The 13,672-nt window shown below is 68.3% G+C and carries 13 protein-coding genes; 6 read left to right on the forward strand and 7 right to left on the reverse strand.

The features are described 5' to 3' along the window. The first annotated feature begins 71 nt into the window (after positions 1–71). Positions 72–1,076 (forward strand): porphobilinogen synthase, encoded by a 1,005-nt coding sequence (gene hemB, locus EV699_RS17025; RefSeq protein ID WP_132545021.1) that lies wholly within the window; start codon positions 72–74, stop codon positions 1,074–1,076. Between the two features lies 1 nt (position 1,077). Next, a complete protein-coding gene (locus EV699_RS17030; protein ID WP_132545023.1) occupies positions 1,078–1,752 on the forward strand; it encodes a hypothetical protein in 675 nt (224 codons plus the stop codon). A gap of 13 nt (positions 1,753–1,765) precedes the next feature. On the opposite strand, the gene lgt is transcribed toward EV699_RS17030, so the two are convergent. Both lgt and EV699_RS17040 read right to left on the reverse strand, forming a co-directional pair. Next, a complete protein-coding gene (gene lgt, locus EV699_RS17035; protein ID WP_132545025.1) occupies positions 1,766–2,566 on the reverse strand; it encodes a prolipoprotein diacylglyceryl transferase in 801 nt (266 codons plus the stop codon). Further along, the gene (locus EV699_RS17040) at positions 2,563–3,624 is read right to left on the reverse strand and encodes an AI-2E family transporter (protein WP_132545027.1); all 1,062 of its coding nucleotides are present in this window, start codon (positions 3,622–3,624) and stop codon (positions 2,563–2,565) included. Before EV699_RS17040 ends, lgt begins: the two co-directional genes overlap by 4 nt. A 106-nt stretch (positions 3,625–3,730) precedes the next feature. On the opposite strand from EV699_RS17040, the gene EV699_RS17045 reads away from it, so the two are divergent. Further along, a complete protein-coding gene (locus EV699_RS17045; RefSeq protein ID WP_165904189.1) occupies positions 3,731–4,504 on the forward strand; it encodes a GAF domain-containing protein in 774 nt (257 codons plus the stop codon). Between the two features lie 15 nt (positions 4,505–4,519). Here EV699_RS17045 and EV699_RS17050 read toward each other — a convergent pair whose 3' ends face one another. From EV699_RS17050 to EV699_RS17070, 5 genes are all read right to left on the reverse strand, one after another. Further along, positions 4,520–5,506, reverse strand: coding sequence for a serine/threonine protein kinase (locus EV699_RS17050; RefSeq protein ID WP_132545031.1), 987 nt, complete (start codon positions 5,504–5,506; stop codon positions 4,520–4,522). After that, a complete protein-coding gene (locus EV699_RS17055; RefSeq protein ID WP_132545033.1) occupies positions 5,503–6,090 on the reverse strand; it encodes a YajG family lipoprotein in 588 nt (195 codons plus the stop codon). The genes EV699_RS17050 and EV699_RS17055 overlap by 4 nt, the downstream gene beginning before the upstream one ends. A 147-nt stretch (positions 6,091–6,237) precedes the next feature. Then, entirely contained in the window at positions 6,238–6,435 is a 198-nt protein-coding gene (locus tag EV699_RS17060; RefSeq protein WP_132545035.1) for a (2Fe-2S)-binding protein, read from the reverse strand. Positions 6,436–6,509: 74 nt separating this feature from the next. Continuing rightward, the gene (gene bfr, locus EV699_RS17065; protein ID WP_132545037.1) at positions 6,510–6,989 is read right to left on the reverse strand and encodes a bacterioferritin; all 480 of its coding nucleotides are present in this window, start codon (positions 6,987–6,989) and stop codon (positions 6,510–6,512) included. 77 nt (positions 6,990–7,066) lie between these two features. Continuing rightward, positions 7,067–8,218: a pyridoxal phosphate-dependent aminotransferase gene (locus EV699_RS17070; protein ID WP_132545039.1), complete on the reverse strand. Its 1,152-nt coding sequence runs from the start codon at positions 8,216–8,218 to the stop codon at positions 7,067–7,069. A 703-nt stretch (positions 8,219–8,921) separates the two neighbouring features. On the opposite strand from EV699_RS17070, the gene EV699_RS17075 reads away from it, so the two are divergent. From EV699_RS17075 to EV699_RS17085, 3 genes are read left to right on the forward strand one after another with little or no spacing between them, the layout of a single operon-like run. After that, positions 8,922–10,844: a PrkA family serine protein kinase gene (locus tag EV699_RS17075; protein ID WP_132545041.1), complete on the forward strand. Its 1,923-nt coding sequence runs from the start codon at positions 8,922–8,924 to the stop codon at positions 10,842–10,844. Positions 10,845–10,867: 23 nt separating this feature from the next. After that, entirely contained in the window at positions 10,868–12,136 is a 1,269-nt protein-coding gene (locus EV699_RS17080) for a YeaH/YhbH family protein (protein ID WP_132545044.1), read from the forward strand. Then, positions 12,133–13,638 carry a SpoVR family protein gene (locus EV699_RS17085; protein WP_132545046.1) on the forward strand — a complete coding sequence of 502 codons (1,506 nt, stop codon included), beginning with the start codon at positions 12,133–12,135 and terminating at the stop codon, positions 13,636–13,638. Before EV699_RS17080 ends, EV699_RS17085 begins: the two co-directional genes overlap by 4 nt. Positions 13,639–13,672: the final 34 nt, after the last annotated feature.

Raw genomic sequence — 13,672 nt, forward strand, 5'->3', positions numbered from 1 at the left:
TTCCACTGTAAACCACCGCTGCCGGCGGGCTGTGGAATAATCCGCGGCCCCACCGACCGGAGGCCCGAACCATGCCGCAGATCGTCCCAGGCCAGTTCCCCGGCGCCCGTCCGCGACGCATGCGCCGCGACGAGTTCTCGCGCCGGCTGATGCGCGAGACCGTGCTGACGGTCGACGACCTGATCCAGCCGCTGTTCGTGATCGAGGGCCAGGGCCGGCGCGAGGCGGTCGAGTCGATGCCGGGCGTCGAGCGCCTGACCATCGACGAGCTGCTGCGCGAGGGCGAGGAGCTGGCGCGCCTCGGCGTGCCGGCGGTGGCGCTGTTCCCGGTGACCGCACCCGAGGCGAAGAGCCTCGACGGCGCCGCCGCCTACGCCCCCGACGGCCTCGCGCAGCGCGCGGTGCGCGCGCTGAAGGACGCCTTCCCGCAGCTCGGCGTGATCACCGACGTCGCCCTCGACCCCTACACCAGCCACGGCCAGGACGGCATCGTCGACGCCGACGGCTACGTGCTCAACGACGAGACCGTCGCGGTGCTGGTGCGCCAGGCGCTGTCGCACGCCGAGGCCGGCGCCGACGTGGTCGCCCCGTCCGACATGATGGACGGGCGCATCGGCGCGCTGCGCGAGGCGCTGGAGTCGAACGACTTCATCCACACGCGCATCCTCGCCTACTCGGCCAAGTACGCGTCGAGCTACTACGGGCCGTTCCGCGACGCAGTCGGCTCGGCCGGCGCGCTCGGCAAGGGCAACAAGTACAGCTACCAGATGGACCCGGCGAACAGCGACGAGGCGCTGCGCGAGGTCGCGCTCGACCTCGACGAGGGCGCCGACATGGTGATGATCAAGCCCGGCATGCCCTACCTCGACATCGTCCGTCGCGTGAAGGAGCAGTTCGCGGTGCCGACCTTCGTCTACCAGGTCAGCGGCGAGTACGCGATGCAGATGGCGGCGATCCGCAACGGCTGGCTGTCCGAGGCGGTGATCGCCGAATCGCTGCTGTGCATCAAGCGCGCCGGCGCCGACGGCATCCTCACCTACTTCGCCAGACGGGTCGCGACCGCGCTCAGGGCCTGAGATGCGCCACCCCGCGACCTGGCTGATCGTCCTCGCGGCGGTCGCGTTCGGGCTGCTGCTGATCCCGGTGTTCCAGCCCGGCGGGCAGCCGTCGGCGCCGGGCACCGACCTGCCCTGGCAGACGCACCGCGACGCCGAGGGCCGCGTGCAGGTGTTCGGGCTCACGCTCGGGCGCAGCACCCTCGGCGACGCCGTCGCCAAGCTCGGCCGGCGCCACGCCTTCGGCCTGTTCCGCGCCGCCGACGGCACGGTGACGGCCGAGGCCTACTTCAAGGAAGCCGAGCTCGGCGGCCTGACCGCGCAACTCGTGCTCGGCCTCGCGCTCGACCCGGCGACCGCCGCCGGCATCGTCGCGCGCGCCGGCGACGCCGCCCCGCAACCCTCGAACACCTGGCAGTACACCCCCGCCCCCGCCGACGAGCCGCTGCTGCTCGGTGCGGTAGTGCGCGCCATCACCTACGTGCCCGCGGCCCGCCTCGACGAGGCGCTGGTGCGCCAGCGCTTCGGCGAGCCGCACGAACGCCTCGTCGACCCGGCCCGCGGCAGCCACTGGCTCTACCCGGAACGCAACCTCGACCTCTTCCTCGGCAGCGACGGCAAGGCGGTGCTGCAGTACGTGCTGCCCGCCGATTACGAGAAGCTGCGCGCCGCGGCGGAGACGCCCGGCAGACGCTGAGGCGCGGCCCCCCCTAGCGCGGCGCCACGGTGCTGTCGCTGCGCCGGGCGCGGGCGAGCAGCCAGGCACCGGCGGCGATCAGCGGCAGGCTCAGCCACTGGCCGACGCTGAGCGGCAGGCCGGCTTCCCACGCGGCCTGCGGCAGCTTGAAGAATTCGAGCAGGAAGCGCGCGCCGAACACGCCGACCAGGAACAGGCCGAACAGCCGGCCGCGCGGGCTGGCGGCGCCTTCGCGGCGGTAGAGCGCGAGCAGCACGAGGCAGATCACGAGGTAGGCGAGCGCCTCGTAGAGTTGCACCGGGTGGCGCGGCACGGCGTCGACGCGCTCGAACACGATGGCCCAGGGCACGCTGGCCGGGCTGCCGAGGATCTCGGAATTGAACAGGTTGCCGACGCGGATGAAGGCGCCGGTGAGCGCGACCGGGATGCTCAGGCGGTCGAGCAGCCACAGCCAGGGCTGGTCGGGGCGCGAGCGGCAGTACAGCCACACCGCGAGCAGCACGCCGAGCGCGCCGCCGTGGCTGGCGAGGCCGCCTTCCCACACGGCGAGGATCTTCAGCGGGTGGGCGAGGTAGTAGGCGGGCTCGTAGATCAGCGTGTGGCCGAGCCGCGCGCCGATCACGGTGCCGGCCATCAGCCACAGCAGCAGCTGGTCGAGGTCCTTCTCGGGCTTGCCCTCGGCGCGGTAGATGCGGCGCATGATCTCGAAGCCGATCAGGAAGCCGGCGGCGAACAGCAGGCCGTACCAGCGCAGCGCGAAGCCGCCGATGCGCAGCAGCTCGGGGCCGACGTTCCAGTGCAGCGCCTCGTTCATGCCGCCACCCCCGCCGCGGCGCGCGGCCAGGCCTTGAGCACCGCCTGCACCACGGTGGCGAGCGGGATGGCGAAGAACACCCCCCAGAAGCCCCACAGCCCGCCGAACAGCAGCACCGCGACGATGATCGCGATCGGGTGCAGGTCGACGACCTCGGAGAACATCCACGGCACCAGCACGTTGCCGTCGAGGATCATGATCGCGGCGTAGGCGCCCATCACCCAGTAGAAGTCGGGGCCGATGCCCCACTGGAACAGCGCCACCACCGCCACCGGCACGGTGACCACGGCGGCGCCGATGTAGGGCACGATCACCGACAGCCCGACCATGAACGACAGCAGCATCGCGTACTCCAGTGCGAGCGCGGCGAAGGTGACGTAGCACACCGCCCAGTTGATCAGCACCTCCCAGAACTTGCCGCGCACGTAGTTGCCGATCTGCTGGTCGATGTCGCGCCAGACGCGGTTCGCCAGCGCGCGGTCGGCGGGCAGCAGCTGGTGCAGCCAGTCGAGCAGGCGCGCCTTGTCCTTGAGGAAGAACAACACCAGCACCGGCACCAGCACCAGGTAGACGATCAGCGTGATCAGCCCGAACACCGAGGCCACCGACCAGCTCAGGATGCTCTGCCCGAGGCCGGCGAGCTCGCCCTTGATCATCGTGATGAGCTGGGCGATCTGCTCGCTCGACACGAACTCGGGGTAGTGCTCGGGCAGGCTCGCCAGGTAGTTCTGGCCGCGCAGCAGCATGTCGGGGAGCTTCTGCGCGAGGTCGGTGGCCTGGCGCGACAGCAGCGGCAGCGGGCCGAACAGCACGAACACCACGAACACCGAGAAGCCCAGGAACACCGCGATCACCGCCGGCTGGCGCGGCAGGCCGAGCCGCTGCAGGGTGCGCACCAGCCCTTCGAGCAGGTAGGCGATGACCAGCCCGGCGAGCACCGGCGCGAGCATGCGCCCGAACAGCAGCACGCCGGCGCTGATCACGGCGAGCAGCAGCACGAGGGTCACGGTCTGCGCGTCGTTGAGCACGCGCGCGACCCAGTCGATGATGAATTTCATGAGTGCGTCGGAACCTGAGCGCCGCAGCGGGTGGATCGGCGGCGCGACACTGTACCATCGCCCGGCATCCCCCTGTCCTTCGCCGCCGTCCGCCAGGAAACCCGCCATGTCCGCGATCGAGCCTCCCCCCGCCCCCGCCGCCCCGCCCGCCGACGACCTGCCCGGGCGCCTGCAGCGCCTGGTCGCCTACGTGTCGGCGAAGGAGCGCGTCGACGACGACCTCGCCGAACTCGCGCGCCTGACCGCCGGGCTGCTCGGCGCCGAGGCGTGCTCGATCATGCTGTTCAAGGAGGACGCCGAGGGCCACCCGGCGCTGCGCGTGTCGGCACACTGGGGCGACCTGCCGCCCGGCGCCTACGCGGCGAGCGTGGCGCCGGGCGAGGGCATCGCCGGGCGCGTCGCCGCCGAGGGCCGGCCGATCCTCGCCGACGACGTCGCGCACTCGCCGTACGCGGCGCTCGGGCGCCAGGGCGGCGGCGGCTTCATCTGCGCGCCGATCGCCATCGCCGGGCGCGTGGCCGGCGTGCTCAACCTCAGCACGCGCAGCGCGACCGGGCGCTTCGGCGCGGAGGGGCTGGCGCTCGCCGGGCTGCTCGGGGTGCTGCTCGGCGTCGCGCTGCAGACGCAGCGCCTGCAGGCGGTGCTGCGCTCGCGCTTCGCGCAGCGCGCGCTCGCCGCCGAGCTGCGCGACGACCCGGGCATGGACGCGGTACGCCTGGGCGCCGACGCCGAGCGCATGGCGCGGGTGCTCGGGCGCAGCTTCTTCCGCGAGCTGCAGGGGGCGGGCTTCGGCCGCGACCACATCCTCAGCGCAGCGACCGAGCTGATCGGCGCCCTCAACCGCTCCTACGGCTCGCCCCCCGGCGTCGAGGGGCGCTGAGCCGCGCCGGCACCGCTACCACCCCGCCGCCAGCGGCGGCTCGTCGAGCGCGGCCAGGCATTCGCGCAGTTCGAGCACGTGCCCTTCCCAGTAGCGCGGCGAGGCGAACCACGGGAAGGCGCGCGGAAACGCCGGGTCGTCCCAGCGCTGCGCGAGCCAGGCGGCGTAGTGCAGCTGGCGCAGCGCGCGCAGCGGCTCGACCAGTGCGAGCTCGGTCGTATCGAAGCGCGCGAAGGCCTCGTAGCCGTCGAGCAGCGCGCCGAGCTGCGCCTCGCGCTCGGCACGCTCGCCCGACAGCAGCAGCCAGAGATCCTGCACGGCAGGGCCGCTGCGGGCGTCGTCGAGGTCGACGAAATGCGCCCCGGCATCGTCGGTCCAGAGGATGTTGCCGGGGTGGCAGTCACCGTGCAGGCGGATGCGGCGCACGGGTACCGCGGCGAAGGCGGCGTCGACGCCGGCGAGCAGATCGGCGCTGACCGAGGCGTAGGCCGGGCGCAGGTACTCGGGGATGACCCCGGCGGCGAGCAGCCAGGTGCGCGAGGCGTGCCCGAAGCTCGCGGCATCGAGCGCCGGCCGGTGCCGGAACGGCCGCGTCGCGCCCACGCGGTGCAGGCGGGCGAGCAGGCGGCCGAGCCGGCGCAGGGTGTCGGGGTCGTCGAGCGGCGGCCAGCGGCCGCCGCGGCGCGGGTAGAGCGCGTAGGCGAAGCCGCCGGCATGGTGCAGCGTGCACCCGGCGGCGTCGGCGAGCGGCGCGATCACCGGCAGTTCGGCATCGACCAGTTCGGCGGCGAAGGCGTGCTCCTCCAGGATCGCCGCGTCGCTCCAGCGCCCGGGGCGGTAGAACTTGGCCACCAGCGGCGCGCCGTCTTCCACGCCCACCTGGTAGACGCGGTTCTCGTAGCTCGACAGCGCGAGGAAGCGGCCGTCGCAGACGTAGCCGCAAGCCTCGACGGCGGCGAGCAACTGCTCCGGGCCGAGCGCGGCGTAGGGGTGCGCGCTCACCGGGAGAGGGCGTCGAGCAGTCCCTGGTCGGCGAGCATGCGCTGCAGGGCCTGGGTGATGATCTCGTTGATGATCGCCTGGTTGTCGGCGTCGCCGGGCGGGCCGACCACCTGGCGCGCGCTGTTGGCGCGGTACTGGCCGGTGAAGCTGCGCGTGCCGTTGCGCGCGAGCGCCCGCACCTCGGCGCTCGCGCGCACTTCGGTGACCACCGGCTCGCCGCTCGCGCGGTAATCGACGCGCAGGATCTCCACGCGCAGGCCGAGCGGCGCCTCAGCCGGCGTCGGCAGCACCTGGAACTGCGCCGCGCCGAGGCGCTCGGCGAGCGCGCGGCGCACCGCGGCGGCGACGTCGCCGGCCGGGCTGATCAGGGCGGTGGTGTAGACCCCGCCGCGCGCGCCGAACTGCGGCGTGGGGCGCTGGTCGACCACCTCGAGCGCGAGCGGCCGGTTGCGCCCGAGCGCCGGAACGGCCACGTCGAGCACGGGCTGCACCTGGACGCTCTGCGGGCTGAGTGCGCAGCCCGTCGGCAGCAGCGACACCGCCAGCACCGCGAGCGGCACGATCAGCAGACGACGTACGGGCATCGGGAAATATCCTCCATGGCGTCGGGCCCACAAGCCGGGCCCGGGCGAGGATACCCCAAAGGCGGTGATGGAACGGTGCGCGCGGCGGGAAGCGGCGGCCCCGCCGCGGGAGAGCGCGGGATCAGCGGATAGTGGCGGTGCGCCCGATCAGGCGGGTACGGCGAGTTCCATCGAGCGGTGTTCGGTGCGCGCGTCGGCGAGCAGCTTGCGCACTTCGCGCGCGCACTTGCCGCAGTCGGTACACACGTCGAGTTCGCGGCGCAGGCAGCGGACCGAATGGGCGCCGTCGTCGATCGCGCGACGGATCTGCCGGTCGGTCACGCCCTTGCAGATGCAGACGTACATCACGCACGCTCCGATAAGGTGGATGATCATCATACTCTGTCATATGAGAATGATTGTCAACACCGACCGTCCGCTCAGCTCCCCGTACCGCCCATCTGCGACTGCAGGTAGTTCTGCAGGCCCACGGCGTCGATCAGTTCGAGCTGCGTCTCCAGCCAGTCGATGTGCTCCTCCTCGCTTTCGAGGATGCTCTCGAACAGTTCGCGGCTGACGTAGTCGCCCACCGATTCGCAGTACGCGATCGCCTCCTTGAGCAGCGGGTGCGCCTTCAGTTCCATGCCGAGATCGGCCCGCAGGGCCTCGGGGACGTTCTCGCCGATGTGCAGCTTGCCGAGGTCCTGCAGGTTCGGCAGCCCCTCCAGGAACAGCACGCGATCGATCAGCCGGTCGGCGTGCTTCATCTCATCGATCGACTCGTGGTACTCGTGGTCGTGGAGCTTGCCGTAGCCCCAGTTCTTGAACATCTTCGCGTGCAGGAAATACTGGTTGATGGCGGTCAGTTCGTTCTTCAGTGCCTTGTTCAGATAACCGATCACCTTCGCGTCGCCTTTCATCACCTGGTCTCCTGTGCCGGTCGGTCCCGCCTAACCATAGCCGTGCGCCAAGGGATGCGCGACGCACCGGCCGGCGCTCACAGGCCGCGCAGGATCGCGCCGGCGCGCTCCAGGGTGGCGTCGTCCTTCGCGAAGCAGAAGCGCAGGTAGCGCGACGCCGGGGGATGCTCGTAGAACACGCTCACCGGGATCGAGGCGATGCCGGCCTCGCGCGTCAGCCGCCGGGCCAGGTCGACGTCGCGCTCGGCGCTGAGCGCCGAGTAGTCGAGCAGCTGGAAGTAGGTGCCGGCGCAGGGTTCGAAGCGCAGCCGCGAACCCGCCAGCAGGCTGCAGAAGCGGTCACGCTTGGCCTGGTAGAAGGCCGGCAGCTCCTGCCAGTGCCCGGGGTGCTCGCGCAGGAAATCGGCGAGCGCCCACTGGATCGGCGTCACCGTGGCGAAGGTCACGTACTGGTGCACCTTGCGCAGTTCGACGGTCAGCGCGGCGGGGGCGACGCAGTAGCCGACCTTCCAGCCGGTGGCATGGAAGGTCTTGCCGAACGACGACACCACGAAGGCGCGTGCGGCGAGTTCCGGGTAGCGCAGGACGCTTTCGTGGCGCCGCCCGTCGAACACGATGTGCTCGTAGACCTCGTCGGAGAGGATGAAGATGCCGGTGTCGCGGGTCAGCTCGGCGAGGCGCTCCAGATCCGCCGCCTCCCAGACGCGGCCGGTGGGGTTGTGCGGCGTGTTGATCACGATCAGGCGCGTGCGCGGGCCGATCGCGGCCGCCACGGCATCCCAGTCGGGGCGAAACGCCGGTGCGGGCAGCGCCAGGTGCACGGTGCGGCCGCCGGCGAGCTCGACCGCCGGCTCGTAGGAGTCGTACGCCGGATCGAACACGATCACCTCGTCGCCCGGCCTCACCACCGCGAGGATGACGTCGGTCAACGCCTCGGTCGCCCCCGAGGTGACGGTCACCTCGCTGACGGCGTCGACCGTCGCGCCGTAACACGCGGCGATCTTCGCCGCCACCGCCTCGCGCAGCGCCGCGACGCCGGCCATCGGCGCATACTGGTTCGCGCCCGCACGCATGTGCCGCGCCACCGCCTCGATCAGGGCCTCGGGGGCGGGGAAGTCCGGGAAGCCCTGCGACAGGTTCAGCGCGCCGCACTCCTGGGCGAGCGCCGACATCACCGTGAAGATGGTGGTACCGACCTTGGGCAGCTTGGTGTCGAGCGAGGGGGTCATCGTCGTGGGCGGCCGCGGCTGGGAAGGGCCAGGAAATGTGGGGCATGCCTCCGGGGCGGTCAATCGTGGTGCCGCGCGGCTCATCCCGAACCCTCGCCCTCGCGCCGAACGTCTACGCTTGTCATGGCGGGGTAACGGTCGATACTTCATCGACATGCGTCTGGATGCCTCGCAGTTGTGCAACTGCACCATTTGTGCGCGACACGCGCACCCTGAAGGTCATCCGTTCGCACACTGCGACGATCATCAGGCGTATCGGCGCACGGAAGTGGGGCTGATCGCTCCATCGCATGCCGACGGCACCACGCCTGCGGCGCTGTGACCCACTTGTTTACGCCCGCTCCGACCTGGCGAGGCAACCGTTGCAGCGGCGGGTCGGCACGAGGCGCGTCGGGCCCGAGAGCCGCGACACGGTGCGACGGCCGTGCTTGCACGGTGAGCGTGCAGCCGCGGCCGGACGGCCGACCCGTTTTTTCGCGCTGGCACTTTCTGTGCGCGAAACTGGGTCGAACGCTTGTGGTCTGCGCGAGTAACTGGGCAGCGAGTGGCGCGGAAACGGCGGACCGGAATGCCGGTCAGGCCACAGGGATCGAGCAAGTCCCGGCACCGCGGACGACACGGCCGCGCGGAGTGGTCCGACACTTGCTAGAACAATCCTCAGTAGTACACATCACGGTCTGGGCGCTGGATGAGGGTTACGGCAATGAGCATCTTCAGTCGATATGCATCGCGTTATGAGGGCAGCCGAGAAGAGGTTTTGAGCCTCCAGGAGTACCTGGAGCTGTGCAAGACCGATCCGGGCGCCTATGCCTCGCCGGCGGAGCGCCTGCTGATGGCGATCGGCGAGCCCGAAATGGTCGACACCCGCCTCAATCCGCGGCTGTCGCGCATCTTCCAGAACAAGGTGATCAAGCTCTACCCGGCGTTCAAGGAGTTCTATGGCATGGAGGACTCGATCGAGCAGATCGTTTCCTACCTCAAGCACTCCTCGCAGGGGCTGGAAGAGAAGAAGCAGATCCTCTACCTGCTGGGCCCGGTGGGCGGCGGCAAGTCCTCGCTCGCCGAGAAGCTCAAGCATCTGATGGAGCGGGTGCCGTTCTATGCCATCCATGGCTCTCCGGTAAACGAGTCGCCGCTGTCGCTGTTCAACCCCGACGAGGACGGGCCGATCCTCGAAGAGGACTTCGGCATCCCGCGCCGTTACCTGAAGGGCATCATGAGCCCGTGGGCGGTCAAGCGGCTCAAGGAGTTCAACGGCGACATCACCAAGTTCAAGGTCGTGCGCCTGTACCCATCGATCCTGAAACAGACCGCGGTGGCGAAAACCGAGCCGGGTGATGAGAACAACCAGGACATCTCGTCGCTGGTCGGCAAGGTCGACATCCGCAAGCTCGAGCACTTCGCGCAGAACGATCCCGACGCCTACAGCTTTTCGGGCGGCCTGTGCCTCGCCAATCAGGGTCTGCTCGAATTCGTCGAGATGTTCAAGGCGCCGATCAAGGTGCTCCATCCGCTGCTGACCGCGACGCAGGAAGGCAATTACAACGGCACCGAAGGGCTCTCGGCGCTGCCGTTCGACGGCATCATCCTCGCGCACTCGAACGAATCGGAGTGGCTGTCGTTCAAGAACAACCGCAACAACGAGGCCTTCCTCGACCGCGTCTACATCGTCAAGGTCCCGTACTGCCTGCGGGTTTCGGAAGAGGTGAAGATCTACGGCAAGCTGCTCGCCAACAGTTCGCTGTCGGCGGCGCCCTGCGCCCCCGGCACGCTCGACATGCTGGCGCAGTTCAGCGTCCTGTCACGCCTCAAGGAGCCGGAAAATTCGAGCATCTTCTCGAAGATGCGCGTGTATGACGGTGAGAACCTGAAGGACACCGACCCGAAGGCGAAGTCGATCCAGGAGTATCGCGACTACGCCGGCGTCGACGAAGGCATGACCGGCATTTCGACGCGCTTCGCGTTCAAGATCCTGTCGCAGGTGTTCAACTTCGACAACACCGAAATCGCGGCGAACCCCGTGCACCTGCTGTACGTGCTGGAGCGGCAGATCGAACGCGAGCAGTTCTCGGCCGAGACCGAGGAGAAATACCTCTCCTACATCAAGGGCTGGCTGGCACCGCGCTACGCCGAGTTCATCGGCAAGGAACTGCAGACGGCCTATCTCGAATCGTATTCCGAGTACGGCCAGAACATCTTCGATCGCTACGTGACCTACGCCGATTTCTGGATTCAGGACCAGGAGTACCGCGACCCCGACACCGGCGAGTCCTTCGACCGCGCCTCGCTCAACGCCGAACTGGAGAAGATCGAGAAGCCGGCCGGCATTTCCAACCCGAAGGACTTCCGCAACGAGATCGTCAACTTCGTGCTGCGGGCGCGTGCCAACAACGGTGGCAAGAACCCGACCTGGACCAGTTACGAGAAGCTGCGCGTGGTGATCGAGAAGAAGATGTTCTCGAACACCGAGGATCTGCTGCCGGTGATCAGCTTCAACGCCAAGGCGAGCGCCGACGAGCAGAAGAAGCACGAGGACTTCGTGAACCGCATGGTCACGAAAGGCTATACGCCGAAGCAGGTACGCCTGCTGTCCGAGTGGTATCTGCGCGTTCGCAAATCGTCCTGATCTAGAGAGAGAGGACCGACATCATGTCTCACCTCATCGATCGACGGTTGAACGGCAAGAACCGTAGCGCTGTCAATCGCCAGCGCTTCCTGCGCCGCTTCAAGGACCAGCTCAAGCGGGCCGTCGCCGATGCCATGGCCGGCCGCAGCATCACGGACGTGGAAAGCGGCGAAAAGGTGAGCATCCCCACGCGCGACCTGTCGGAGCCCGTGTTCGGTCACGGGCCCGGCGGGCGGCGCGAAGCGATCCACCCCGGCAACAAGGAGTTCAATGCCGGTGATCGCGTACAGCGTCCGCGTGGCGGCGGTGGCGGGGGGGGCGGCGGCAAGCAGGCGAGCAAGGATGGCGAAGGCGAGGACGATTTCATCTTCGAACTGTCACGCGAGGAGTTCCTCGACCTGTTCTTCGAGGACCTCGCGCTGCCGGACCTGGTGAAGACGCAGCTCGCCAAGATCCCGGAATGGAAGAGTGTGCGCGCCGGCTTCACCAGTGCCGGCATCCCCAGCAACATCAACGTCGTCCGTTCGCTGAAGGGCGCCCTGGCACGCCGTACCGCGATCGGCGCGCCGTATCGCGGCAAGCTGCGCGAACTGGAGCGGCAGCTGGAGGAGGTGATCGCCCGCGAAGGCGAACATTCGCCGGCGGCCGAAGCCCTGCGCGAGGAAATGCGCAAGCTGCGCATCCGTATCGAGGCGATCCCGTTCATCGACTCGTTCGACCTGCGCTACAACAACCGCATCCGGCAGCCCAAGCCGAGCACGCAGGCGGTGATGTTCTGCCTGATGGACGTGTCCGGCTCGATGGACCAGCAGCGCAAGGACCTCGCCAAGCGCTTCTTCACGCTGCTGTACCTGTTCCTGACCCGCAACTACGAGCACATCGAGGTGGTGTTCATCCGCCACCACACGGTCGCCAAGGAAGTCGATGAAAAGGAGTTCTTCTATTCGCGCGAAACCGGCGGCACCGTGGTGTCCTCGGCCCTGGCGCTGATGGCCGACATCGTCGAGGAACGCTATCCGACCAGCGACTGGAACATCTATGCCGCCCAGGCGTCCGACGGTGACAACTGGCAGGACGATTCGCCGAACTGCCGCGAGATCCTGACCACGCGCATCCTGCCAGCGGTGCAGTATTTCGCCTACGTCGAAATCACGCCGGAACGGCATCAGAGCCTGTGGACCGAGTACGAGATCGTCAAGCAGCAGTTCAAGCATTTCGCGATGCAGGAACTGGGTGGGGCCGAAGACATCTATCCGGTGTTCCGTGAACTCTTCAAGAGGCGCATGGTATGAGCGGCAAGACGCTGATTTCCGAAGGTTCGGAGTGGACGTTCCCGCTACTCGAAGCGTACGACCGGGAGATCGCCCGGATCGCGCACGAGGAGTTCAGGCTCGACACCTACCAGAACCAGATCGAGGTGATCACCGCCGAGCAGATGATGGATGCCTACTCGTCGGTGGGCATGCCGATCGGCTATCACCACTGGTCGTTCGGCAAGCACTTCGTATCGACCGAGAAGCACTACCGGCGTGGTCAGATGGGGCTCGCCTACGAGATCGTGATCAATTCCGATCCCTGCATCGCGTATCTGATGGAAGAGAACACGATGACGATGCAGGCGCTGGTGATCGCGCACGCCTGCTACGGCCATAACTCGTTCTTCAAGGGCAACTACCTGTTCCGCACCTGGACCAGCGCCGACTCGATCATCGATTACCTGGTGTTCGCCCGTAAGTACATCGAGAAGTGCGAGGAACGCTACGGCGTCGATGCCGTCGAGGAACTGCTGGACTCATGCCATGCGCTGATGAATCACGGCGTCGATCGCTACAAGCGCCCCGCACCGCTGACGATGGCCGAGGAACAGGCCCGGCAGCGCTCGCGCGAGGAATATCTGCAGAGCCAGATCAATGACCTGTGGCGCACCGTCCCGACGCGCAGCGACGAGCATTCGACCGCGGAGGCGCAGCGCTTCCCCTCCGAGCCGCAGGAGAACCTGCTGTACTTCGTCGAGAAGAACGCGCCCCTGCTCGAACCGTGGCAGCGCGAGATCGTGCGCATCGTGCGCAAGATCGGCCAGTACTTCTATCCCCAGCGCCAGACGCAGGTGATGAACGAGGGCTGGGCGACGTTCTGGCACTACACCCTGCTCAACCGGCTTTACGAGAAGGGGATGGTCAGCGACGGCTTCATGATCGAGTTCCTGCAGTCGCACACCAACGTCGTGTTCCAGCCGGATTTCGACAGCCCCTATTACAGCGGCATCAATCCGTACGCGCTGGGCTTCGCGATGATGAGCGACCTGCGGCGCATCTGCGAAGCCCCCACCGACGAGGACCGCCACTGGTTCCCGGAATTCGCCGGCGGCGACTGGATCAAGGTGCTGGACTTCGCGATGCGCAACTTCAAGGACGAGAGCTTCGTCGCGCAGTACCTGTCGCCCAAGCTGATCCGGGATCTGCGGCTGTTCGCCGTGCTCGACGACGATCGCGAGGACACCCTCGAGATCGCCGCCATCCACGACGAGCGCGGTTACCGCCGCGTCCGCCAGGCCCTGGCCGACCAGTACAACCTCGGCTCGCGCGAGCCCAACATCCAGGTGTGGAACGTCGACCGGCGCGGCGACCGTTCGCTGACCTTGCGTCACACGGTATACAGCCGCCGCCCGCTCGCCGCCGGCCCCACCTACGAGGTCCTGAAGCACCTGCACCGCCTGTGGGGCTTCACGGTACGGCTCGAAGCCGTCGACGAAACCGGCAAGGTGTCGGCGGTCAACGAGGTCCGCAAGGCCTGAAGCCGTGCGGCCGACGTCGCCAGCGACGTCGGCC

The organism is Plasticicumulans lactativorans (assembly GCF_004341245.1).
In the GTDB taxonomy this organism is placed as follows: Bacteria; Pseudomonadota; Gammaproteobacteria; order Competibacterales; family Competibacteraceae; genus Plasticicumulans_A; species Plasticicumulans_A lactativorans.

Bases quoted from the DNA above. Each gene is read 5' to 3' on its own strand.
- EV699_RS17070 (WP_132545039.1), bottom strand. From the start codon at position 8,218: ATGACCCCCTCGCTCGACACCAAGCTGCCCAAGGTCGGTACCACCATC.
- lgt (WP_132545025.1), bottom strand. From the start codon at position 2,566: ATGAACGAGGCGCTGCACTGGAACGTCGGCCCCGAGCTGCTGCGCATC.
- EV699_RS17075 (WP_132545041.1), top strand. From the start codon at position 8,922: ATGAGCATCTTCAGTCGATATGCATCGCGTTATGAGGGCAGCCGAGAA.
- EV699_RS17060 (WP_132545035.1), bottom strand. From the start codon at position 6,435: ATGTACGTCTGCATCTGCAAGGGCGTGACCGACCGGCAGATCCGTCGC.
- EV699_RS17085 (WP_132545046.1), top strand. From the start codon at position 12,133: ATGAGCGGCAAGACGCTGATTTCCGAAGGTTCGGAGTGGACGTTCCCG.
- EV699_RS17045 (WP_165904189.1), top strand. From the start codon at position 3,731: ATGTCCGCGATCGAGCCTCCCCCCGCCCCCGCCGCCCCGCCCGCCGAC.
- hemB (WP_132545021.1), top strand. From the start codon at position 72: ATGCCGCAGATCGTCCCAGGCCAGTTCCCCGGCGCCCGTCCGCGACGC.
- EV699_RS17040 (WP_132545027.1), bottom strand. From the start codon at position 3,624: ATGAAATTCATCATCGACTGGGTCGCGCGCGTGCTCAACGACGCGCAG.
- bfr (WP_132545037.1), bottom strand. From the start codon at position 6,989: ATGAAAGGCGACGCGAAGGTGATCGGTTATCTGAACAAGGCACTGAAG.
- EV699_RS17055 (WP_132545033.1), bottom strand. From the start codon at position 6,090: ATGCCCGTACGTCGTCTGCTGATCGTGCCGCTCGCGGTGCTGGCGGTG.
- EV699_RS17030 (WP_132545023.1), top strand. From the start codon at position 1,078: ATGCGCCACCCCGCGACCTGGCTGATCGTCCTCGCGGCGGTCGCGTTC.
- EV699_RS17080 (WP_132545044.1), top strand. From the start codon at position 10,868: ATGTCTCACCTCATCGATCGACGGTTGAACGGCAAGAACCGTAGCGCT.